Annotated in this window: 21 protein-coding genes; 16 read left to right on the top strand and 5 right to left on the bottom strand. The window is 59.2% G+C overall.

Annotated features, from left to right (window positions below; genetic code table 11):
• Both SIC14_RS14390 and SIC14_RS14395 read left to right on the top strand, forming a co-directional pair.
• Nucleotides 1–1158: an RsmB/NOP family class I SAM-dependent RNA methyltransferase gene (locus SIC14_RS14390; RefSeq protein WP_412562609.1), complete on the top strand. Its 1158-nt coding sequence runs from the start codon at nucleotides 1–3 to the stop codon at nucleotides 1156–1158.
• An 89-nt stretch (nucleotides 1159–1247) separates the two neighbouring features.
• The gene (locus SIC14_RS14395) at nucleotides 1248–3617 is read left to right on the top strand and encodes an ATP-binding protein (protein ID WP_412562610.1); all 2370 of its coding nucleotides are present in this window, start codon (nucleotides 1248–1250) and stop codon (nucleotides 3615–3617) included.
• Here the strand turns inward: SIC14_RS14395 and SIC14_RS14400 are convergent.
• Entirely contained in the window at nucleotides 3604–4206 is a 603-nt protein-coding gene (locus SIC14_RS14400; RefSeq protein WP_412562611.1) for a gamma-glutamyl kinase, read from the bottom strand. The two genes, SIC14_RS14395 and SIC14_RS14400, sit on opposite strands and share 14 nt — an antisense overlap.
• 193 nt (nucleotides 4207–4399) lie before the next feature.
• Here SIC14_RS14400 and recA point away from each other — a divergent pair, with 193 nt between their 5' ends.
• The 4 genes from recA to SIC14_RS14420 all read left to right on the top strand — a co-directional run bounded on the left by recA (nucleotide 4400) and on the right by SIC14_RS14420 (nucleotide 9549).
• A complete protein-coding gene (gene recA, locus SIC14_RS14405) occupies nucleotides 4400–5467 on the top strand; it encodes a recombinase RecA (RefSeq protein WP_412562612.1) in 1068 nt (355 codons plus the stop codon).
• A 150-nt stretch (nucleotides 5468–5617) separates the two neighbouring features.
• Nucleotides 5618–8275, top strand: coding sequence for an alanine--tRNA ligase (gene alaS, locus SIC14_RS14410; RefSeq protein ID WP_412562613.1), 2658 nt, complete (start codon nucleotides 5618–5620; stop codon nucleotides 8273–8275).
• 85 nt (nucleotides 8276–8360) lie between these two features.
• Nucleotides 8361–8648, top strand: coding sequence for a DUF1330 domain-containing protein (locus SIC14_RS14415; protein WP_412562614.1), 288 nt, complete (start codon nucleotides 8361–8363; stop codon nucleotides 8646–8648).
• Nucleotides 8649–8778: 130 nt separating this feature from the next.
• Entirely contained in the window at nucleotides 8779–9549 is a 771-nt protein-coding gene (locus tag SIC14_RS14420; protein WP_412562615.1) for a class II glutamine amidotransferase, read from the top strand.
• A 72-nt stretch (nucleotides 9550–9621) separates the two neighbouring features.
• Here SIC14_RS14420 and typA read toward each other — a convergent pair whose 3' ends face one another.
• On the bottom strand, nucleotides 9622–11439 hold the full coding sequence (gene typA, locus SIC14_RS14425; protein ID WP_412562616.1) for a translational GTPase TypA: 1818 nt from the start codon (nucleotides 11437–11439) through the stop codon (nucleotides 9622–9624).
• Nucleotides 11440–11763: 324 nt separating this feature from the next.
• Here typA and SIC14_RS14430 point away from each other — a divergent pair, with 324 nt between their 5' ends.
• Nucleotides 11764–13371 (top strand): TonB-dependent receptor domain-containing protein, encoded by a 1608-nt coding sequence (locus SIC14_RS14430; protein WP_412562617.1) that lies wholly within the window; start codon nucleotides 11764–11766, stop codon nucleotides 13369–13371.
• Nucleotides 13372–13716, top strand: a complete 345-nt coding sequence (locus SIC14_RS14435; RefSeq protein WP_412562618.1) for a hypothetical protein — start codon at nucleotides 13372–13374, stop codon at nucleotides 13714–13716.
• A 77-nt stretch (nucleotides 13717–13793) separates the two neighbouring features.
• Here SIC14_RS14435 and ssb read toward each other — a convergent pair whose 3' ends face one another.
• Nucleotides 13794–14312, bottom strand: a complete 519-nt coding sequence (ssb, locus tag SIC14_RS14440; RefSeq protein ID WP_412562619.1) for a single-stranded DNA-binding protein — start codon at nucleotides 14310–14312, stop codon at nucleotides 13794–13796.
• 229 nt (nucleotides 14313–14541) lie between these two features.
• On the opposite strand from ssb, the gene SIC14_RS14445 reads away from it, so the two are divergent.
• The 3 genes from SIC14_RS14445 (at nucleotide 14542) to SIC14_RS14455 (ending at nucleotide 17268) form a co-directional block, all read left to right on the top strand.
• A complete protein-coding gene (locus SIC14_RS14445) occupies nucleotides 14542–15141 on the top strand; it encodes a lytic transglycosylase domain-containing protein (protein WP_412562620.1) in 600 nt (199 codons plus the stop codon).
• A 113-nt stretch (nucleotides 15142–15254) separates the two neighbouring features.
• Nucleotides 15255–16385 carry a cytochrome-c peroxidase gene (locus SIC14_RS14450; protein WP_412562621.1) on the top strand — a complete coding sequence of 377 codons (1131 nt, stop codon included), beginning with the start codon at nucleotides 15255–15257 and terminating at the stop codon, nucleotides 16383–16385.
• A gap of 70 nt (nucleotides 16386–16455) precedes the next feature.
• On the top strand, nucleotides 16456–17268 hold the full coding sequence (locus SIC14_RS14455; RefSeq protein ID WP_412562622.1) for a hypothetical protein: 813 nt from the start codon (nucleotides 16456–16458) through the stop codon (nucleotides 17266–17268).
• A 2-nt stretch (nucleotides 17269–17270) separates the two neighbouring features.
• Here the strand turns inward: SIC14_RS14455 and SIC14_RS14460 are convergent, their stop codons facing one another.
• Nucleotides 17271–18098, bottom strand: a complete 828-nt coding sequence (locus SIC14_RS14460; protein ID WP_412562623.1) for a helix-turn-helix domain-containing protein — start codon at nucleotides 18096–18098, stop codon at nucleotides 17271–17273.
• Between the two features lie 128 nt (nucleotides 18099–18226).
• Complete coding sequence (gene miaA / locus SIC14_RS14465) at nucleotides 18227–19096, bottom strand: tRNA (adenosine(37)-N6)-dimethylallyltransferase MiaA (RefSeq protein ID WP_412562624.1); 870 nt, start codon at nucleotides 19094–19096, stop codon at nucleotides 18227–18229.
• A 175-nt stretch (nucleotides 19097–19271) separates the two neighbouring features.
• On the opposite strand from miaA, the gene pyrH reads away from it, so the two are divergent.
• The 5 genes from pyrH (at nucleotide 19272) to dxr (ending at nucleotide 23347) form a co-directional block, all read left to right on the top strand.
• Nucleotides 19272–20024 carry a UMP kinase gene (gene pyrH, locus SIC14_RS14470; protein WP_412562625.1) on the top strand — a complete coding sequence of 251 codons (753 nt, stop codon included), beginning with the start codon at nucleotides 19272–19274 and terminating at the stop codon, nucleotides 20022–20024.
• A gap of 74 nt (nucleotides 20025–20098) precedes the next feature.
• Nucleotides 20099–20662, top strand: a complete 564-nt coding sequence (gene frr, locus SIC14_RS14475; protein ID WP_412562626.1) for a ribosome recycling factor — start codon at nucleotides 20099–20101, stop codon at nucleotides 20660–20662.
• A 14-nt stretch (nucleotides 20663–20676) separates the two neighbouring features.
• Nucleotides 20677–21402, top strand: a complete 726-nt coding sequence (uppS, locus tag SIC14_RS14480) for a polyprenyl diphosphate synthase (RefSeq protein WP_412562627.1) — start codon at nucleotides 20677–20679, stop codon at nucleotides 21400–21402.
• Nucleotides 21399–22190, top strand: coding sequence for a phosphatidate cytidylyltransferase (locus tag SIC14_RS14485; RefSeq protein WP_412562628.1), 792 nt, complete (start codon nucleotides 21399–21401; stop codon nucleotides 22188–22190). The genes uppS and SIC14_RS14485 overlap by 4 nt, the downstream gene beginning before the upstream one ends.
• On the top strand, nucleotides 22187–23347 hold the full coding sequence (dxr, locus tag SIC14_RS14490; RefSeq protein WP_412562629.1) for a 1-deoxy-D-xylulose-5-phosphate reductoisomerase: 1161 nt from the start codon (nucleotides 22187–22189) through the stop codon (nucleotides 23345–23347). The genes SIC14_RS14485 and dxr overlap by 4 nt, the downstream gene beginning before the upstream one ends.
• Nucleotides 23348–23377 lie beyond the last annotated feature (30 nt).

Here is a 23377-nt window from a genome sequence, read left to right on the forward strand (position 1 = left end):
ATGACCCCAGCCGCCCGTTACGGTGCCGCCATCGAAATTCTCGACCAGATCCTTGACGGGGTGCCGGTGGAAAAGGCGCTGACCGGCTGGGCGCGGCGGTCGCGGTTTGCAGGGTCCAAGGACCGTGCGGCGATCCGTGACCATGTGTTTGAAGCGGTGCGTCGGAAACGGTCTTCGGCGGCGCTTGGTGGCAGTGCAACGGGGCGCGGCATGGTGCTTGGGTTGTTGCGGGGCCAAGGGATTTATCCCAAAACGGTTTTCTCGGGCGAAGGCCATGCGCCCGCAGCCCTGAGTGAAGAAGAGCAAGCGGCTGGCGACACACCGCAAGGGGGCGCTGCTCTGGACCTGCCAGACTGGTTGCTGCCCGCATTAGAGCAGTCTCTGGGCGACGGATTGGCCACCTACGCCGAAACCCTGCAAAGCCGCGCGCCAGTGATGTTGCGCGTCAACCTGCGTAAAACCACCCGCGCGGCGGCCATTGCCGCGTTGGAGGCTGAAGGGATCACCGCCATTCCTGCCAGCATTTCCGACACGGCCCTGCGCGTAACTTCAGGCGAAAGAAAGATTAACAACGCTGCGGTTTACCAACAGGGGTTGGTCGAATTGCAAGACGGGGCCAGCCAGGCGCTGGTCGATGCGTTGCCGCTGCGGGAAGGCATGAAAATCCTAGATCTTTGTGCCGGAGGCGGCGGCAAATCCCTGGCGATTGCAGGACGGGTGAAAGCCGAAATATACGCCTTTGACGCGAATGTCGCTCGGTTGAAAGATCTGCCGGAACGCGCCCGGCGGGCTGGCGTAAAGGTCACGATCTGTAAGCAGCCCGAGGCGCACGGACCCTTCGATCTGATCCTGTGTGACGTGCCCTGTTCCGGCAGTGGCAGCTGGCGTCGCGCGCCGCAGGGCAAATGGGCGCTGACCGCGGATTCCTTGTCGGAAATATCTGATATACAGAGGAAAATTCTTGAGCGTGCTGTCGCCATGGTCGCCGATGAAGGCACGCTTGCCTATGCAACCTGCTCGGTTCTAGACAGCGAAAACCGTGCGCCTGTCGAGGCGTTTGTTTCCAACACACCGCGTTGGCAGGAAACCCGCCATTTGCAGTGGTTGCCAGGGCCTGAGGGGGACGGCTTTGCGCTGTCGCTGTTGACAGAAAGCTAAATCGATGCAACCTTTGATGGATATTTTGTTTGTTCTTCTTTAAGATATTTGTCGCAGTATCATTCGCAGCAACGAATGAGGCAGCATAGGTGCATAGTGACCCGTCCTCCCCCCGCGGCGCAAAATCGCGCTGGCGCGGGACCTTCGAACCCCTTGATCCACTTGGCGTTGCCGGGTTGTCTGCCTTTGCCGGGGGTGGTTTTTTGCTGGCCGCGATGGTGTCGGCCCACCGCCCTGCGCTGGCGCTGGCCACAGTGGGCGTTAGTCTTCTGGCGGCCGGGATCGTGCATGCGATCTACTCGATATGTCAGCATGTTTCCGCAAAACTAACGTTGAAACGCCTGTCCTCCTTGATTGAGGAGGACGCCGCGCCGGGATTTATCACGGATGCGGACGGGACGGTTCTCTGTTCGAATGCCGCCGCACGACAACGCTGTAATGAAGAGGGAACTGCGCAGGATGGGGGGCAGCTGGGCTTCATCCTCCGTGATGTATTCGCCAATCCGCCCAGCGTTCTTCGACGATTGCAAGCTGTTGCCAAAAAAGAGAAAAAGGCAGTTGAAGACCTTGTGACACGTGGCGGGCTATTGCGGTTGTCGGTGCATCTTGCCCCAAAAAATACGTTCCTTTGGCGGCTGGAGGATATTGCGACTGCGGGCAATCGGGATCGACGGGCAAGCGGGGTTCCGATGCTGACAGTGGGGCGCGGCAATGTGGTTCTCTACGTGAATGATGCAGCACGTGATTTCTTCGGCGATCGGCCGCGCTCGTTGGAAGTGGTGTTCCCTGACCTGCCGGTCCAAAACAGTGCGTTCAACCTTGTGCTTGGCGCAGACGGGCTGCGCAACTGTTTGGTGCAAGAGGTGTCACAGGATCTGAACCGCAGCGGACGACGTGAAGTCTTCTTCATGCCCGTTTCCGGTGATGTCGTGTTGAATCCGGCGGGCAGCACGGCGTTGGATACCCTGCCGGTGGCGCTGCTGAAACTGGATCGAAACGCTCATATTTTGGAGGCGAATCAACGCGGGTTGGAGCTGCTTGGTCGAACGATATCTGCCGCGCCGACCCCGCAGGGCAACCTGGGCCGTCTTGGCGAGTATCTTGACGGGCCGGGTCGGGCACTGTCCGACTGGGTTAGGGATACTTTTGACAACCATCTGGAAACCGGACCCGAGCGATTGGCGTTGAAGGGGGGCGCCGATCGGTTTGTTCAAGTGACATTAACCCGGGTTGAAGAGGCAGCGGGGCGCCATTTGGTGGCCGTCTTGAGTGATGCGACCCAGTGGCAGCGGCTTGAGGCGCAGTTTGAGCAAAGCCAGAAGATGCAGGCGATTGGGGAACTGGCTGGGGGGATCGCTCATGATTTCAACAACTTGCTTACTGCGATCTCGGGACATTGTGACCTGTTGCTGCGCGGGCATGATCGCAATGATGCGGACTATGCAGATCTTATTCAGATCAGTCAGAATGCCAACCGTGCAGCGGCCTTGGTCGGTCAGCTCCTGGCGTTTTCACGCAAACAGAGATTACGCCCGGAAGCCGTTGAAATTGCCGATACATTGAGTGAAATGACACATCTGTTGAAACGCCTGGTTGGCGAAAAAATTTCAGTGGATTTGGACATCCGTTCTGGGCTTGGGCTGATCAAAGCGGACCGCCAGCAACTGGAGCAGGTCTTGATGAATCTGGTGGTGAATGCGCGCGACGCGATGAAGGGGCGCGGGACGATACAAATCGTAACTGCCAATGAGCACCTGGAAGCCCCACTTTCCCGCGATCGCGCGAAGGTTCCAGCAGGCCGGTATGTGACCATTCGGGTGAGCGACAAGGGGCCAGGCATTCCTGACGCGCTTAGACACAAAATATTCGAACCCTTTTTCACCACAAAACGCCCTGGCGAAGGCACAGGGCTGGGGCTGTCAATGGTTTATGGCATTGTCAAGCAAAGCGGCGGCTATGTGTTTATTGACAGTGAAATGGACAAGGGCAGTTGTTTTACCCTTATGTTTCCGGCATTTGAGGGCACCGCTCCGTCCGTGCCCGCAGAGGAACGCGCCGATGCACCGATCTACGCGGGCAACGGTGTTGTTCTGCTTGTTGAGGATGAGGCCCCCGTTCGTGCATTTGCTGCACGGGCGCTGCGGCTGTCGGGGTTGACAGTGCTGGAGGCTGCCAGCGCCGAAGAAGCTCTTGAGATTTTGGAAGATAAGTCTTTGACGTTTGACGTCTTCCTCACTGACGTCATCATGCCAGGCATGGACGGGCCAACTTGGGTTGAACGCGCGCGCAAACGGCACAAGGATACAAAAGTGGTTTTCATGTCAGGTTATACGGAGGATGCGTTTGATCGAGCTTCTATCGAGGCGGAAGAAGCACAATTCCTGGCCAAACCTTTTTCGCTCAACCAGTTAACCGAAGTGGTCCGGGCGCAGTTTCCGCCGCCCTCTAGTCTGCAATAGCGGTGCTTTCCCAAAGCGCAAAATCTGCGGAAAATTTGCGCTCCAGTTTGCGTCTGGTGATGGCAGCCATATCCAGTTCCATCGTAGGAGAGACATTGGCCCGATCCAGATCCAGTTTCACCTCCAGTCGCTGCTCAAGAAAGTCGATGAGCCGTGTCGGGTTTTCGTATCGAAACAAATGGCTGACCTGAACGCCATTTGGCCGTGGTTCCAGGAACTTGGCCTGGCTTCCCACCCGTGCGAAAGCAGGGGCATCGCCGCGGCAATAGGCTTGGACAAATTCATCGAAAGTCACGTTTTCTGTGGAGTTTGGGCGACCGGACAGGAACGGACGTTTGCGGTAGCGATACCAGCTGCCCAGCCAGCTGACGGGTTCGCGCACCACCGCAAGGGTTTCCATTTCTTCACCGCCAACCTTCTCGAACATTGGCCGGAAGAAGCGATTATAACGGTAAAGCGGGGCATGTTTCAGTTCGGGCGGGTTCTGGACCGACATCGACGCATGGGGCGCAAGTGCGGCTTCATAGGCAGTGGTGCCTGTTTTTGGCACCGAGAGGAAGACCAGTTTTTGCTTCCAAAACATCAACATGACCGGTGTCCTTTAAAAAATCTATGAGGGTTGGTGTCCGATAAACGAATTTTTAACCTGATTGGGGGAAGGTTGTCGAAGAAAATAAATTCTTGCAATGTTCTCATTTTGTACTCATATGGAAAATGTGAACAAGATGAGAACATCCGGGGATTGCCGCAGCTATGCGGCTGTGAGATAAGGAAGCGGAACAATGGCAACGGCAGATCTTCTTTCAATGGACAGCAAACGCAACGCGGACAAGCAAAAGGCGCTCGACAGCGCATTGGCACAGATCGAACGTCAGTTCGGCAAGGGCTCGATTATGAAATTGGGCGGCGAAAACGCCGTGCAGGAGATTGAGGCGACCTCAACCGGCTCGCTGGGCCTTGATATCGCTCTGGGTATTGGCGGTCTGCCAAAGGGCCGGATTGTCGAGATTTATGGACCGGAAAGCTCGGGTAAAACCACACTGACCCTGCATTGTGTTGCGGAAGAGCAGAAAAAGGGCGGCATCTGCGCCTTTGTGGATGCGGAACACGCGCTGGACCCGCAATACGCAAAAAAGCTGGGTGTGAATCTGGATGAGCTGTTGATCAGCCAGCCGGACACAGGTGAACAGGCGTTGGAGATTGTGGACACGCTGGTGCGCTCCGGCGCTGTCAGCATGGTGGTGGTCGATTCGGTGGCCGCTCTGACACCGAAGTCCGAATTGGAAGGGGACATGGGTGACAGCAACGTTGGTGTGCAGGCCCGCCTGATGAGCCAGGCGATGCGTAAACTCACCGGCTCGATCAACCGTTCCAAATGTATGGTAGTCTTCATCAACCAGATCCGGATGAAGATCGGTGTGATGTTCGGCAGCCCGGAAACCACCACGGGCGGGAATGCGTTGAAATTCTACTCCTCTGTCCGTCTGGACATCCGCCGCATTGGTGCGATCAAGGATCGTGATGAGGTTGTGGGCAACGCGACCCGCGTGAAAGTGGTGAAGAACAAAGTGTCGCCGCCGTTCAAACAGGTTGAGTTCGACATCATGTATGGCGAAGGCATTTCCAAAACCGGCGAATTGCTGGATCTGGGTGTCAAAGCCGGCGTCGTCGACAAGTCCGGGGCTTGGTTCTCTTACTCGGATGAACGCCTGGGGCAGGGACGTGAGAACGCCAAACAGTTCCTGAAGGATAATGTTGAGATCGCGACCGAGATCGAGGACAAAATCCGTGCCGCGCATGGTCTGGAATTCGACATGGACAAGAATGATGAGGATATCCTCGAAGCCTGATGCCCCTATGCTCTGAACAGGGCAGGGTCAGACCAACAAACAACACAGGACCAAGGGGAAAACCCCCTTGGTCTTTTGCTTTGTGTGGACATGGCGGGGCGGGCCGGATACATCAGCGTGAAACCAGATCCATTGGGGAATTTGCGGCCAATGCCCAGTCTTAACGATATCCGTTCGACCTTCCTGAACTATTTCCAGAAACAGGGCCACGAAGTGGTCGCCTCCAGCCCGTTGGTCCCGCGCAACGACCCGACGCTGATGTTCACCAACTCGGGCATGGTGCAGTTCAAAAACTGTTTTACCGGTGTGGAAAAACGCGACTACACCCGCGCCACCACCTCGCAGAAATGTGTGCGCGCCGGCGGCAAACACAATGACCTCGACAATGTCGGCTACACCGCACGTCACCACACCTTCTTTGAAATGCTCGGCAACTTCAGCTTCGGCGACTATTTCAAATCCGAAGCCATTCCGTTTGCCTGGGAACTGGTGACAAAAGAGTTTGGCATCGACAAGTCACGGCTGCTGACCACCGTCTATCATACCGATGACGAAGCCTTTGAAATGTGGAAAAAACTCGGCGTGCCCGAGGATCGGATCATTCGCATCGCCACCTCGGACAACTTCTGGCAGATGGGCCCGACCGGTCCCTGCGGGCCATGTACCGAGATTTTCTACGATCATGGTGACCACATTTGGGGTGGCCCTCCCGGCAGTCCGGAAGAAGATGGAGACCGGTTTATCGAGATCTGGAACGTTGTGTTTATGCAGAACGAGCGTTTCGAAGATGGGTCGATGACCGATCTCGACATGCAGTCGATCGACACCGGTATGGGACTGGAACGGATCGGCGCGCTGCTGCAGGGCAGCCATGACAACTATGACACCGATCTGTTCAAGGCGCTGATTGAGGCCTCGGCTCATGCCACCAGCGTTGACCCTTATGGGGATCAAAACGTGCATCACCGCGTGATCGCGGATCACCTGCGTTCGACATCTTTCCTGATTTCTGATGGTGTGATGCCGTCGAACGATGGCCGCGGTTACGTGCTGCGCCGCATCATGCGCCGCGCCATGCGTCATGCGCATCTGTTGGGCGCAAAGGATCCGGTGATGCATCAGCTGGTGCCGGCTCTGGTCAGCCAGATGGGCGATGCCTATCCTGAACTGCGCCAAGCCCAGCCGATGATCGAAGAGACCCTGCGTCTGGAGGAAACCCGGTTTAAGCAGACCCTCGACCGTGGTCTGAAGCTGCTGGACGGCGAAGTGTCGGGCCTGAACGAAGGCGACGCGCTGAACGGCGCCACCGCGTTCAAACTTTATGACACTTACGGCTTCCCGCTGGACCTGACGCAGGATGCGCTGCGTGAAAAGGGTCTGACCGTGGACACCGACGGGTTTGACACCGCGATGGAAGAGCAGAAGGCCAAGGCGCGTGCCGCTTGGGCGGGTTCGGGAGAAGCGGCGGATGCGACGGTTTGGTTCGATGTGGCCGAAAACGCAGGAGCGACCGAATTCCTGGGTTACGACACTGAGGTGGCGGAAGGTCAGGTTGTGGCACTGGTGCAGGACGGTGCTGAAACCGAGAAAGCGGCGAAGGGCGAAAAGGTCCAGATCGCTGTGAACCAGACACCTTTCTACGCAGAAAGCGGCGGTCAGGTGGGCGACACAGGCGTGCTAAAGACCGAAACCGGGGCCGCGCGGATCACCGACACTCGCAAAGCGGCGGGTGTGTTTATTCATATCGCTGAGGTCACCGAGGGTGAGATTGCTACGGGTTCGGCGGCCCAGCTGGTTGTAGATCACAGCCGCCGCAGCGCCATTCGGGCCAACCACTCGGCGACGCACCTGCTGCATGAGGCCCTGCGCGAAGCGCTTGGCGAACATGTGGCGCAGCGCGGGTCGCTCAATGCGCCGGATCGTCTACGGTTTGACTTCAGCCACGCCAAGGCACTGTCGGCTGAAGAGCTGGCCAAGGTGGGCGCAGATGTGAACCACTACATCCGTCAGAACACGGCTGTTGAAACCCGGATCATGACGCCTGACGATGCCCGTGCGATTGGCGCTCAGGCGCTGTTTGGCGAAAAATACGGCGACGAGGTGCGCGTTGTGTCGATGGGCCGCGCCGACACTGGCAAAGGTCAGGACGGCGACACCTACTCGATCGAGCTGTGTGGCGGCACCCATGTAAAACAGACCGGCGACATTGGCGCGCTGGTGATCCTGGGCGACTCGGCTTCTTCGGCAGGGGTGCGCCGGATTGAGGCGCTGACCGGTCAGGCCGCCTTGGACCATCTGGGGCAACAGGCGGACACGCTGGCTACTATCATGGGCGCGCTGAAGGCGCAGCCGACTGAGGTGGCGGAGCGTGTGGACGCGCTGATGGGCGAACGCAAGGCGCTGCAGAATGAGGTGGCTCAGCTGCGCCGTGAATTGGCAATGGCTGGTGGCGCTGGTCAAGGCGGTGGTGCAGAGGTCAAGGAAATCAACGGTGTGAAGTTCATTGCTCAGGTGCTTTCGGGCGTGTCGGGCAAGGATCTGCCGGCCTTGATCGATGAACATAAGGAACGTTTGGGCACTGGTGCCGTTCTGTTGATCGCCGACACAGGCGGCAAGGTTGCTGTGGCCGCAGGCGTGACCAAAGACGCCACCGACAAGGTGTCGGCCGTGGATCTGGTGAAGGCGGCCGTGCCGGAACTGGGCGGAAAAGGCGGCGGTGGTCGTCCTGATATGGCGCAGGGTGGTGGCAAAGATGCCAGCAACGCAGACGCCGCCATTGCCGCTGCAGAGGGCGCCATCGGCGGATAAATCCGACTGTTTGGTCAAAAAATGATTGGCTCCTCCGGTGGTTTCCCTAAAGTGGCGGGAAACAAGACACGCCGGAGGAGTTTTCATGCCCGCACTTTGGATCGCCCACGTCACCGTAACCGATGAAGAGGCCTATGGCCGATACGCCAAACTGGCCGGCCCCGCGATTGAGAAACACGGCGGCTATTTCATCGCCCGCGCCGCCCGCTATGTGCAGCTGGAGGGCAAGGAGCGCCCCCGCAATGTGGTGGCCAAGTTCCCCACCCTGGAGGCCGCGGAAACCTGCTACCACAGCCCCGAATATCAAGAGGCGCTGAGCCACGCACGGGATGCCTCTGAACGCGAACTTATAGTGGTGGAAACCAGCGAATAGGCACGGAACACCGTCCACTAAGGCGGTTCTGTGCAAATGGGAAGAGAGGCCTGCGCCTTTCGCGCGGCCCTTTTTTGTGGTTTCTGCCGTTAAGGATCATGAACAGACCTTTTTCGTCAGGAGACATCTCATGTGCCGCTGGGCCGCCTATATTGGATCGCCGATCTATCTGGAGGAGCTGGTCAGCAAACCCGATCACTCATTGATCGCCCAGAGCATTTCGGCCAATGAATGCAAAACCGCCACCAATGCCGACGGTTTTGGGGTTGCCTGGTATGGCAACAGGACAGAGCCCGGTCTCTACCGGGACACCCATCCGGCCTGGTCTGATCCGAACCTTCGGTCGCTGACCCATCAGGTGCAGTCGGGGTTGTTTCTGGCCCATGTCCGGGCTTCAACCGGCACGGCCACCAGTCGCAACAATTGTCATCCGTTCACCTCAAGCTGCTGGTCCTTTATGCACAATGGGCAGGTGGGGGGCTTTGACAGCTTCCGCCGCCGCGCTGATATGTTGATCCCGGATGCGCTTTATCATGAACGCAAAGGCGCGACTGATAGTGAGGCGCTGTTTCTGATCGCCAAAGCCGAGGGGCTTTATGACGACCCGAAGGGCGCGATGCAGCGCGCTGTGGGGCAGATGGAGGCGCTGAGCCGTGAACATGGCACCACGCCACATATGCGGCTGGCGGCGGCCTTTACCTGTGGCCAACGTTTGTTTGTCGTACGCTATGCCTCAGACGAGCGGGCGCCGACGGTCTACACCCACAGCGATGGCAACGGGCGCCTGGTGGTCTCGGAACCGCTGCATGGCGGCTGTGACTGGGAGGCGATCCCCGCCGGATCGTTCTGCACCTTCACGGCAGATGACGCTCAGATTGAGAGTTTTGTGCCGGTCAATTGACCCCAGCTGACGCAAAGAAAAAGCCCGGTGAGATCGCTCTCACCGGGCTTTTTTGTGCGTTCAGGCAACCACTTACTGGTTGGCTTTGGCCATCCGCTTGCGTTCGTGCGGGTCCAGGTAGCGTTTGCGCAGACGGATCGAGTTGGGGGTCACTTCCACCAGCTCGTCGTCGTTGATGTAGGCAATGGCCTCTTCCAGCGACAGGGTGATCGGGGTGGTCAAACGGACCGCTTCGTCGGTGCCGGAGGCCCGGACGTTGGTCAGTTTCTTGCCTTTCAGCGGGTTCACTTCCAGATCGTTTTCACGGCTGTGTTCGCCGATCACCATGCCCTGATAAACCTTTGCCTGTGCCCCGATCATCATGCGACCGCGATCTTCCAGGTTCCACAGCGCGTAGGCCACGGCCTCGCCGTCTTCCATCGAGATCAGAACACCTGCGCGACGGCCCGGGATAGCGCCTTTGTGGGCGGTCCAGCCGTGGAACACACGGTTCAGAACCCCGGTGCCGCGGGTGTCGGTCAGGAATTCACCGTGATAGCCGATCAGGCCGCGCGACGGCACGTGCGCGATGATGCGGGTTTTGCCGGCGTTCTGACGCATTTCGGCCAGTTCGCCCTTACGGGTGCCGGTCAGCTTTTCGATCACCGCGCCAGAGTATTCGTCATCCACGTCGATGGTGACTTCCTCGACCGGCTCGATGCGCTTGCCGTCTTCTTCCTTCATGATCACCTGCGGACGCGAGATCGACAGTTCGAAGCCTTCGCGGCGCATGTTTTCAATCAGAACACCCATCTGCAGTTCGCCACGGCCGGAAACCTCAAAGGCCTCGCCACCGGGGGTGTCTTCGATTTTGATCGCCACGTTGGACTCGGCCTCTTTGTAGAGACGGTCACGGATCACGCGCGACTGCACCTTCTTGCCGTCACGACCGGCCAGCGGGCTGTCGTTGATGCCGAAGGTCACAGTGATGGTCGGCGGATCGATCGGCTGAGCGTCCAGCGCATCTTCTACGGCGAGGGCACAGATGGTGTCTGCCACGGTGGCCTTCGACATGCCCGCCAGGGTCACAATGTCGCCAGCGATGGCTTCGTCGATGTCGGCGTTCTGCAGGCCACGGAAGGCCTGGATTTTGGTGACGCGGAACTGCTCGATCTTCTGGCCGATGCGGCTGATGGCCTGCACGGTGGCACCAACGGCGATCTTGCCGGATTCAACGCGGCCGGTCAGCGTACGGCCCATGAACGGGTCCGAGCCCAGCGTGGTGGCCAGCATACGGAAGTCATCGCCCTGCTGCTTCACCTGCTTGGGTTCCGGCACGTGGTTGACGATTAGGTCAAACAGCGCGTGCAGATCTTTGCGCGGGCCGTCCAGTTCGTGATCGGCCCAGCCGGACCGGCCCGAGGCGTACATATGCGGGAAGTCCAGCTGGTCTTCGTTTGCATCAAGCGAGGAGAACAGGTCAAACACTTCATCCAGCGCGCGATCAGGTTCTGCGTCGGGCTTGTCGACCTTGTTCAGAACGACGATTGGGCGCAGACCCAGGGCCAGCGCCTTGGAGGTCACAAACTTGGTCTGCGGCATCGGGCCTTCGGCGGCATCGACCAGCAGAACCACACCGTCCACCATCGACAGGATACGCTCAACCTCACCGCCGAAGTCGGCGTGGCCGGGGGTGTCAACGATGTTGATCCGGGTGTCTTTCCACTCAACGCTGGTCGGCTTGGCGAAAATGGTGATGCCACGCTCGCGTTCCAGATCGTTGCTGTCCATGGCGCGTTCGGCCACAGCTTGGTTTTCACGGAAGGCGCCCGACTGCTTCAGCAGCTCATCCACCAGGGTGGTTTTGCCGTGGTCAACGTGGGCGATGATGGCGATGTTGCGCAGATCCATAAGGCTGTCCTTGATTGTTCGCCGCTCCGCTATACCGGATTGGGGCAAAAGGCTAGGGGGTTTGCTGCATTTGCAGCGTTTCTTTGGGATATATACGGGCAGGGGGGCGTTTCGGGGTGTTTGGGCGAGTATATCCTAATTTCTAAGGGCCTGCGAAACTTGTGATAGATTTGCGACATTTTGCGATAACATGCATTTGCATGTCAGGGCCGTATTGTTGTTATGCCGCGAATCTGGTCAGGCAGACGCAGGACGCCAGACCCAGCTGAGATATGCCGGTCAGCCACCAAAATCCCGATAATATGCAACCCTCCGAGGTGTCTTATGAACCGCTCTGTTCGTGGCGCATTGCTTTGTGCCGCCCTCAGCTCCGTTGCTTCTGCCGTTTGGGCCGAAGACGTGATCGAGCTGAATACCATCTACATTGGAACCTACGAGCTCGGGACCGAGCTTAACGACGTGGACGTCACCGGCGACGATCTCGCCCGGACCAAACCCACCGATCTGCAGGACGTCTTCAAGGGCGAACCCACCGTGGCTGTGGGCAGCTCGATCCCGACGTCGCAGAAAATCTACGTTAATGGGGTGGAAGAAACCAACCTTGTTGTGACCATCGACGGTTCGCGTCAGAACAACAAAGTGTTCCACCACGCCGCCACCAATATCATTGACCCGGCCCTGCTGAAAGCGGTCAAGGTGGCCCCCGGTGTGGCCTCAGCCGATCAAGGCCCCGGTGCCCTTGGCGGTGCGCTAGCGTTTGAAACCAAAGACGTGGCGGATCTGTTGGAAGTAGGCGACGATTTCGGCGGCTTCACCGCGCTGGAGTTCAACTCCAACGGTGGTACCGTCACTACCGGGAACGCGATCTACGGCCGTCAGGGTGGCTTTGAATACCTCGGCTACCTGAAATACGCAGGCGGGAATGAATTCAAAGACGGGTCTGACAATGAGGTCGTTGGCTCTGGCGTCAATCTCTGGAGTGGTCTGGCCAAATTTGCCTTTGAAACCGCTGATGCGGGCCGTTTTGAGCTCTCCTATGAACGTCTGATCGATGACAACGCCCGCCCGTTCCGCGCCAACATGGGCGGGGTGCTGGTTGGTCGTCCGGTGCCGCCAACGCAGATCTATGATTTTGACCGTCAGAACATTGTGCTGTCCTATCAGGACGCGCGTGGCCCGATGTGGAACCCCGAGTTTGTGCTGGCCTTCAGCTCCACCGATCTCAGCACCGGCGATCCCGGGGCTACCAGTGACGGCCACACCCAGAGCTTCAACGGTAAGGCCGAGAACACCTTCGAACTGTCGCTGGGCGATATCGTCGCTGGGGTGGATTTTTATCAAGACAGCACCGATCTGGCCTATACCGACATGGGTGTGGCCTATGCCAGCAAGGAAAAGGCCAGCAACGTCGGCGCCTTTGTGCAGGCCAATCTGGAGCCGACCGACTACCTGACGCTTTCGGCGGGTCTGCGGGCGGACCACCAGAAATTCACCGGCGTTGATGGCTCGGTGTTTGAGGACAGCGGCGTGTCGTCGAATATTTCGGGTGAAATCATGCTGGGAAACAACCTGACTGTCAGCGCCGGCTATTCCAGCGTTTGGGGCGGGGCGGCTCTGGCCGAAAGCTTCCTGCTGAACCCGGCCTGGACCTATGCTGGTGGTGTCGAAGCGGTCACCTCGGAAAACCACTATCTGGCGGCGGAGTACGAAACAAACGGCTTCACCTTCAAAGGTAAGAAGTTCCGCACCGCCATCGACAATGCCCGTGCTCCCAGCTGGAGCGGCGGCTCTGCGCTGACCTCGGATCTGGTGTCAGACGGCTACGAGTTAGGCGTTGGCTATGACTGGGGTGTGGGCTTTGTGAATGTCGCTTACGCCGATGTCACAACCGAACTGAACGGCGCCCCGGCGGATTCCTACACCGGCAACTAAATGACCATGCCACTCGGGCAGACGGTCTCGGTTGAGATTGGCCACAAGTTTCAGGATCTGGGCCTGACGGTTGGCGCGGATGCGCAGATCGCTCTGGAAGAGTCTGCGGCGTCCGATGCAGGGGCCGGCGGTGCCGATCAGCCGATCGCGGGCTATGAGGTTGTAAACGTCTTTGCCGAATACAAACCGCGCAAGATGGAAAACCTGACCGTACGGGCTGAGATCAACAACCTGTTTGACGAAACCTATGCCGCGCGCGGCACCTATGGTCAGGAATTTGCTGTTGTTGTGCCGCTTTACGAGCCGGGCCGTTCGGTCAAGCTGATGGCGACACTCAACTTCTGATCCAAAGGATCGCCCTAAAAAACAAAGGCCGCCCCATGGGCGGCCTTTTCGTTTCCATTATATCGTAGATGACAGATTTAGAACGGGATTTCGTCGTCCAAATCGCGCGACGGGGTGCTTTGCTGACCGCCGCCCTGACCGCCACCTTGGTTGCCGCCGCCGTAGCCGCCCTGATCGTAGCCACCACCACCGTAGCCGCCCTGATCGCCGCCGCCGTAGCCACCCTGGCCACCGCCGCCTTCGCCACGGCCGTCCAGCATCACCAGCGTTGCGTCAAAGCCCTGCAGCACCACTTCGGTTGAGTAACGGTCCTGACCGCTCTGGTCCTGCCATTTGCGGGTCTGCAGCTTGCCTTCCAGATAAATTTTGGAACCTTTGCGCAGATATTGTTCCGCCACCCGCACCAGACCTTCCGAGAAGATGGCAACCGAATGCCATTCGGTGCGTTCACGGCGTTCACCGGTGTTGCGGTCTTTCCAGGTTTCCGACGTGGCGATGCGCAGGTTGCACACTTTGCCGCCGTTCTGGAAACTGCGCACTTCGGGGTCACGGCCCAGGTTGCCTACCAGAATAACCTTGTTCACTGATCCGGCCATGATTGTCTCCCTCTGACTCGAATTTGGCTCATGGTTACACCATGCCCTGAAGGAAAGGTAAAGATTTCTTAAAAGTCGAATTTTCTTCGACCAGATACGGGTTGGAAGACGCATAAAACAAGGGGTGTCGCGCGGTTTCCTGCCATTTCGCACGGGGCGGGCGCCGCAATGCTGGATTTATCCACAAGGGTGCCTATATTCGGCCAAAGGAAATTTGAGGGGCAGCAGAATGCGGCACCGGAATACTTTGGTTACGGCAATTGTGGCGGCCACGCTCAGCGCGGCGGCGATGACACCTGTTCTGGCAGAAACCGTCGGCTCGAAAAGCCGGGTGAAGCTGTTCAAATCGCAGACCAATCTGCTCGATACCCGTGCGGCCAGCCAGTACAACAACTCGGTGCGCTTGAAGCCGCCCAGCTTCCATACCCCGACGAAATGGGACAGCGCAGGCTACAGCGGCAAATATGACGGGCCTTACCTGGATATGGCGCGCTCGGCGGCGCAGCGTCACAACGTGCCCGAAGATCTGTTTTTGAAACTGGTGCAGCAGGAAAGCGGCTTTAACGCCAAGGCCGTTTCGCCCAAAGGTGCGTTGGGTCTGGCGCAGCTGATGCCGGAAACCGCAAAGGTGCTCGGGGTCGATCCGCATGACCCTTACGAAAACTTGGAGGGTGGCGCCCGCTATCTGGCGGAACAATACCGTGCATTCGGGTCCTGGCGTTTGGCGCTGGCGGCCTACAATGCAGGTCCCGCAGCGGTGCAAAAATACGGCGGCATCCCACCCTATAAAGAAACCCAGAACTACGTGAAGATCATCCTGGGCAGCTGACACCCCCACAACCTTGGTGTTTTCTGATAGAAATAGTCAGAAAATTGATCTAGGTCACGGTCCTGCCGTCCGGGCGCAGCTATGTCCACGGCACGATTGAGAGGGGCGTCGCCATGAAGTGTTTTGTTTTTGCCGGACTGTTCAGCGTTGTCACCACCACCGGTGCCGCCGCCTTTGACACCAAAGCCGCACTTGGCGAAGCACTGTTCTTTGATGAAAACCTTTCGCTGAACCGCAGCCAATCCTGCGCTTCCTGCCATGACCCTGATGTCGGTTTCGCAGATCCCCGTCGCGCGGTGGACGGGGCAGTGTCGCTGGGCGATGACGGCGAAAGCCTTGGCGACCGCAGCGCGCCCACAGCCGCCTACGCCCGCTTTTCCCCCACCTTTCACCAACGTGAAGATGGGGCCTTTGTTGGCGGGCAGTTCTGGGACGGCCGTGCCGCAGATCTTGCGAAGCAGGCGGGGGGGCCGCCGCTGAACCCAATCGAGATGGGGATGCCGGACAAAGCTGCGGTTCTGGCGCGGCTGCAGGAAAACCCTGGCTACGTTGCAGCGTTTCCGGCGCTGTTTGGGACCGATGTTCTGACTGATCCGGACGCCGCCTATGACGCCCTGGCCGAAGCCATCGCCGCCTTTGAGGCCACCGACACTTTTGCGCCTTTTGACAGCAAATACGACCGGTTCTTGCGTGGAGAGGTCGAGCTGACCCGCGAAGAAGATCTGGGCCGCATTCTGTTCTTTTCGCAGCAGTTCACCAATTGTAACCAGTGTCACCAGCTGTCGAAATCCGCCATCGACCCGGCGGAGACCTTGAGCAATTACGAATATCACAACATCGGCACCCCGGTGAATGTGGCGGCGCGACAGGAAAATGGTGTCGGGTCCGATCATGTGGATTTGGGCCTGCTGGCGAACCCGCTGGTCACGGACCCGAAACAGAAGGGCAAGTTCAAGGTGCCCACCCTGCGCAATGTCGCGGTGACGGGGCCCTATATGCACAACGGGGTCTTTGCGGATCTGCGCACCGTTGTGCTTTTTTATAACAAGTATAACTCCAAATCCGCAAAGCGTCAGATCAACCCGGAAACCGGCCAAACATGGGCCGCCCCCGAGGTGGCGACAACGCTTTCGGTTGATCTGTTGACCCATGGGCCGGCGCTGGAAGACGAACGCATCGACGCGCTGGTGGCCTTTATGAAAACGCTCACGGATCAACGCTACGAACATCTGTTGGAAGATTAGACTTTTCCCAAATTTCGCCGCATTCGGCCGCTAGGGTGAAACTGTTGTTTACCAAGTGCCCGGAGTACCCATGTTGCGTTTTGAGCCGCTTCCCCCTGTGATTCCAGAGATTTACCGGCATCTTGCCAGCTACCCCGACTCGGGCGCGGCGGCTTTGGTGCGTTTGGTTGAGGCCCAGGATGAGGCGCAGAGAAGTGCTGTGATTGGTCATCTAATTGCAGCCAGCGAAGGTGATTTGCGTGGACCCGCTGCGCCGCTGTTGCACTGGCTGGTGGAACAGCCGCTGGAACTGGCCAACGCCATCCGCCTGTTCTGGGTGCTGTTCCGGCCGGATGTTTACTTGGGCAAACAGGCTGCGATCAACAATGTGGTTTTGGGCGGACCCGACCGTCTGGTCTTGCTGCGCCGCCTTGCCAAGCGGGTTGAGGCAGGCACCTATCTGCGCGGCCCTTTAGGGGTTTCGGCACGGCAGTCGAAACTGTTGAAAATCGCGCTGGTGCAACAAACGCAGGAAGCCCGTTTTCGTGGCTGGGACCAGATGAAGGATGCCGCCTTCACCATCCCCGAGGTTTGTCTGATGCCGCTGACGGGCCAGATTTTGGGGACGGTTTTGTTGGGGCATTTGACCCCGGTCAGCCCTTCCGCACCGCTCTCTGCCGCGCAAACCGAAGCGACCCGTTGGGCGGAAAGCTACTTGAGGCAAGCGGTAACGGCGGATCAGGACCTACCGGAAGCGGCGGATGAGCTGGCCTTGATGCGGCGCAACAACCGGCGGGCCGGTGCAGCGATGTGTCTGGTGCTGGGACTGGCCAGCCTTGGGGCGGTTCAGATGATGGGGCAGGGCGTGTCGCCCGCGCCGGTGCAGATCGCCAACATCCGCTAGGCTTAGACCGCCATCAACGGTCTGTTGCGCGCCGATTTGCGTAGGGTTGAGGGCGATTTTCCTGTGTGTTTCAGAATAAACCGCGAGAAATAGGCAGGTGAGCCAAAGCTCAGCTGCTCAGCAATGTCTTTCAGCGACAGGTCGGTTTGCTCGATCATGTCCCGCGCCGCATAAAGACTGCGCGCGGCCAGCATATCGGCCGCCGTCATGCCGCAGGCTTCTTTGCAGCTGCGTGTCAGATGGGTGCCGGTTACCCCCAGCATCTTGGCGTAATCCGCCATCGTGTTTGAGGATTGGTAATGCCGCGCCACCAGGGAGCAGAAGGCCTCGGACAGACGGTGTGCGCCGGGGCGGCCTTTTGTTTCGGGCAGCTCGGCCAGAAACCGGCGCAGGGTGACCGAAAGCAGGGCGGCATGGGCCGCAACCGCGTCGCTGGCAAAATCATCCGTTGCCGAGGCCTCGCGGTGGATCGCCTCCAGCCTGTGGGTCACTTCGGCCTGGGTCTGCACATCACGCAGTCGCAAGACATGAGGACGGTGAGGCATGGTCAGGGTTTGCGCCAAGGCAGCGGGCATGGTCAGCACCAAAGCCCCCGCGCCGCGCATCAGGTCCAGTGAAAACAGCGTTTCGGGCGGGATCAACAAAGCCGTGTGGGCGCCAATACCAAGGCGGATGCCCGACAGCAGTGCCCGCCCCTGACCTTTGGTGATCCAGACCATCAGATAATCGGGACGGTCATGCAGCGTGGCCAGGCGCCAGGCCTCACCCCGTTCAAACTGCGCCAGGGGGCGCAGGTAAATGCCGGTCGTGCTAAATCCCTCAGGTCTCACGTCGGTGCCATTCTCTCCCTGCCGGTACCTTGGCAGGGCGGTAGAAGAAGTAAAGGGTTTTGTATGCCCGCCAGTGTGCTGTGCTTGGCGGCGGAGGAATTTGAGTATTTGTGGACCGTTGAAAGCCGTTAAGGCGCGAAACCGTGCCAGTCTTTCATTTTTGAGCGGAACCAGGTGCGCTGGCGTTTAGCAAATTGGCGGGTGGCGATGGTGGCGGCTTCGCGGGCCTCGTCCAGCGTCAGGTCACCTTGCAGATGGGCGATCAGCTCGGGTGCGCCGATGGCTTTGGCGGACAGCTGGCTGGGGTCCCAATCTGGCAGATTGGCCTCGGCCTCGGCCAGGGCGCCCTGTTGCAGCATCAGGTCAAACCGCCGGGCAATGCGGGTGTTGAGCCAGTCTTTGTCGACGTCAAAGACAATGGGAAAACAGGTTTGAAGCGGCAAAAGAGGGGGCGGCGTATCGTCCTGCCAGGCGGCGATGCCTTTGCCGGTGCTGTGCAGCACCTCCCAGGCGCGCTGCACCCGCATCGGGTTCACCGGGTCGATCCTCTGACGGCTTTGCTCATCCAGTTCCGCCAGCAAAGCCGCGCGGCCTTCTGCCGCCAGACGCTGGTCTGCCAATGCACGTACCTCAGGGGGCGTTGCCGGAATTTCGGCAAGGCCTTGGGTAAGGGCGGTGAAATAGAGGCCGGTGCCTCCGGTGATAATCGGGCGCTTGCCCTGCAGCAATGGCGCCACCTCGCGCAGCCAGTGGCCGACGGAATAGGCGGCATCCCCTGCGATATGGCCGTAAAGCAGATGCTCCGCCAGCGCCTCATCTTCCGGTGACGGACGGGCGGTCAGCACCCGCCAGTTGGCAAAGACCTGAATGGCATCGGCATTGATCACCACACCGCCCTGTTGTTGCGCGATTTCAAGCGCCAGCGCGGATTTACCTGAGGCCGTGGGGCCTGCGATCAGGACCGGTTGTTCGGGAGAAATTTTAGACAGCAGCTCCATGAATTAGCCCTTAACCGCAATCCAGCGCGGAAGGAAGGCTAGGCAGGGCGGCAAAACCCTGCAATTCTGACCGCAATGCGCGCAAATCCCCCGGCGGTCTGATATTGCATTGAACCCGAGGACGTTTTCCGACATTTTGCGCGAAATTTTGAGTCCTAGCCAGATGGAGCCCTTCATGGCCGCCGACACCTCCTCTCCCGTCACCATCGAGAATGATACCAAGTTCAATCGCGTCATGCTGAAAATCAGCGGTGAGGCGTTGATGGGGGATCAGGGGATGGGGCTGCATCCGCCCACCGTTGAGCGGATCGCGCAGGAAGTAAAGACGGTGCATGATCTGGGGGTCGAGATCTGTATGGTCATCGGCGGTGGCAATATTTTCCGTGGCCTGTCTGGTGCGGCGCAGGGGATGGAACGGACCACCGCGGATTATATGGGCATGCTGGCCACCGTCATGAACGCGCTGGCCATGCAGAGTGCCCTGGAAGGCATCGGGGTGTTCACCCGTGTGATCTCGGCCATTCGCATGGATGAGGTTTGTGAACCCTACATTCGCCGCCGCGCTGTGCGCCACCTTGAGAAAAAGAGGGTCTGCATCTTTGCTGCCGGCACCGGCAACCCCTATTTCACCACCGACACGGCCGCGACCCTGCGGGCCAATGAAATGGCCTGTGAGGCGATCTTCATGGGCAAGAACGGTGTGGACGGGATCTATGACAAAGACCCCGCAACCAACGCCGACGCCGTGCGTTATGAAGACATCACCTATGACGAGGTGCTGGCCAAACATCTGAAGGTGATGGATGCCTCGGCGATTGCGCTAGCGCGAGACAACAACCTGCCGCTGATTGTCTTCCCGCTGGATGAACCGGGCGGGTTCAAAGGCATTCTGGCCGGCAAAGGCACCTATACAACCGTCCATAGTTAAGGCTACTCTGGCGCCAAGCAGCCAGTGCTGCCCCGTAAAGAGGGCGAGCAGCAAGACCAACGAAGGAAAAGAACATGTCCGATGATTTTATGATCGACACCGATGACTTGGAACGCCGCATGGAAGGCGCCATGTCCAACCTCAAGACCGAATTTGCGTCGCTACGGACCGGGCGGGCTTCGGCCTCGATGCTGGAGCCGGTGATGGTGGAAGCCTACGGTCAGAAAACCCCGATCAACCAGGTGGGCACGGTGAACGTGCCGGAGCCGCGTATGGTCACTGTGAATGTCTGGGACAAATCCATGGTGGGCGCGGTTGAAAAGGCGATCCGCAACTCGGGTCTGGGCATCAACCCACAACTCAACGGCACCATCATTATGCTGCCGATCCCCGAGCTGAACGAAGAACGCCGCCGCGAACTGGGCCGGGTGGCCGCGCAATACGCCGAAAGCGCCCGCGTGTCGGTGCGCAATGTGCGTCGTGACGGGATGGACCAGATCAAGAAAGCCAAGAACGACGGCATGTCCGAGGATGACCAGAAACTCTGGGAGACCGAGGTGCAGGACCTGACCAACAAGTTCATCGGCAATGTCGACAAAGCGCTTGAGACCAAGCAAGCCGAGATTATGCAGGTCTGAGCGGTCCAGAGCTGATGCCAAAGGATCCAGACACTCCGCGCGGCCCGCGCCATGTGGCCATCATCATGGATGGCAACGGGCGGTGGGCGCAGTCGCGGGGGCGCCCACGGTTGTTCGGGCACCATGCCGGTGCCCGGCGCGTGCGCGAAATTGTCGAGGCCTGCCCGGACCTCGGTGTGAAATATGTAACGATTTTCGCTTTTTCGACAGAGAACTGGAAACGCACCCAGGTCGAGGTGGCGGGTTTGATGAGCCTGTTCCGGCGCTACATCAAGAAAGAGGCCAAAGCGCTCCATGACGAAGGGGTGCGGGTCCGATTTATCGGTGACAGGGTGCGGTTGGACCGCAAGCTGGTCGATATGATGGACGAGCTAGAAGAGTACACCTCGGGCAATGACCGCGTGCATCTGACGATCGCGTTGAACTACGGCGGCCGTGATGAGGTGGCGCGGGCCACCAAACGTCTGGCGCAGGATGTGGCCTCGGGCAAACTGGATCCCGAAAGCGTGGATGAAGAGACCCTGCCGAAATACCTCGACACCCATGTGCTGCCGGATCCCGATCTGGTGATCCGCACCAGTGGCGAGGCGCGGATCTCGAACTTCCTGCTGTGGCAGTCGGCCTATGCGGAATATGAATTTATCGAAACGCTCTGGCCCGATTTCACGGCCGAGATTTTTGCTGGTCTGGTGCAGAACTATGGCGCCCGTGACCGGCGGTTTGGTGCTGTGAAGACATGAGCGTGAAATCCAAATGGACGGACCTGCAGCCGCGGATCCTGTCGGCTGTTGTGATGCTGCTGGTTGGCGGCGGGGCGATCTGGGCCGGAGGGCTGGCGTTCCACCTTCTGGTGTCGGTGGTGGCGGGCCTGATGGTCTGGGAACTGGCGCGGATGCTGGGCCCGAAAGAGACCGGCAGCCCGATCTGGCTGGGCCTGTTGGGCGGGGCTGTGACCTTTGGGGTTGTCTTCCTGCCACCAGATGCGCGTCTGCCGGTGCTGATTGCACCGATCATCGTAGGACTGTCGTCTTTCAAACAGGGGCGTTTGATCTGGTCTGCCTACATGGCGCTGATCCTGCTGGCTTGTTACAGCGCGCTGGCGTTGCGTGGCGGGGCAGGGCTGTTCTGGATCGGCTGGCTGGCCGCCGTTGTGGTGATGAGCGACGTTGCTGGCTACTTTGCGGGTCGTCTGCTGGGCGGACCGAAGTTCTGGCCAAAGGTGAGCCCGAAAAAGACCTGGTCCGGCACCGTTGCCGGTTGGATCGGTGCTGCCTTTGTTGGCTACTGGTTCTTTGAAAACAGCCGCGCGGACGAAAGCCTGATCCTGATTTCTGTCATCACCGCCTTTGCCGCGCAGATGGGAGATATTGCCGAAAGCGCGATCAAGCGTAAATACGGTGTGAAGGACAGCTCCAACCTGATCCCCGGACATGGCGGTTTTCTGGACCGGTTTGACGGGTTTCTTGGGGCGCTCCTCTTGGTGCTCATTGCGGGCCAGTTTCTGGCCTTCCTGCCGGAGGTTAGATGAAACGAGTCTCAATTTTCGGGGCGACCGGATCGATTGGTCAAAACACCATTGATCTGATTGCCCGCGACCGTGAAAACTATGATGTGGTTGCCCTAAGCGGCGGCCGCAACATTGTGCAGCTGGCCCGTGACGCACAGGATTTGCAGGCCGAGGTGGCCGTGACGGCCTTCCCTGAAATGCTGCCGGATCTGCGCGAGGCGCTGGATGGTTCCGGCATTGAGGCGGCGGCGGGCAAGACGGCTTTGCTGGAGGCGGCGGCGCGGCCTGCGGATTGGGTGATGTCCGCAATTGTGGGCGCGGCTGGGCTGGAGCCTGGGCTGATCGCGCTGGAACAGGGCGCCACGCTGGCCCTGGCCAACAAAGAGTCGCTAGTGGCTGCCGGTCCTCTGCTGATGGAAACCGCGCGCAAAAATAACGCCCGCGTCCTGCCGGTCGACAGCGAACATTCTGCGATCTTTCAGGGCCTCGTCGGCGAAGATATCGCCGCAGTAGAACGGATCATTATCACCGCCTCTGGTGGCGCGTTCCGTGACTGGCCGATGGAAAAGCTGGCGACGGCAAGCCTGGCCGAGGCCTCCTCGCACCCGAATTGGAATATGGGACAGCGGATCACGATTGACAGCGCGTCGATGTTCAACAAGGCGCTGGAGGTGATTGAGGTCAAAGAGTTTTTTGGTGTCCGTCCTGACCAAATTGAGGTGCTGGTGCATCCGGAATCGATGGTGCACGCGCTGGTCGGCTTCAACGACGGGGCGCTGATGGCCCATGTCGGTGCGCCGGACATGCGCCATGCCATCGGCTACGCGCTGCATTGGCCCGACCGCAAGGCGCTGCCGGTGGAACGGTTGGATCTGGCCAAAATCGGTCAGCTGAGCTTCCGCGATCCAGATCTGCAACGCTACCCGGCGCTGCGGCTGGCCTATGAGGTGATGGAGAAGGGCGGGCTATTTGGGGCGGCGTTCAACGCTGCCAAAGAACGCGCGCTGGATCATTTTATTGCCGGACGGGTGGGATTCCTCGACATGGCACGAATTGTGGAAGACGCGCTGGACGGGCTCTCCGCACAGAACTGTGATATGTCAGGAGCGATCACCCTTGATAATGTCGCCGAAATCGACCAACTGGCACGGCAGCAGGCCGATACTCTGGTCGCCTAAACCGGGCGCATCGGGCAAAAGACAAGAGGT

It is taken from the genome of Thalassobius sp. MITS945101, assembly GCF_047123305.1.
Taxonomy (GTDB): Bacteria; Pseudomonadota; Alphaproteobacteria; order Rhodobacterales; family Rhodobacteraceae; genus Thalassobius.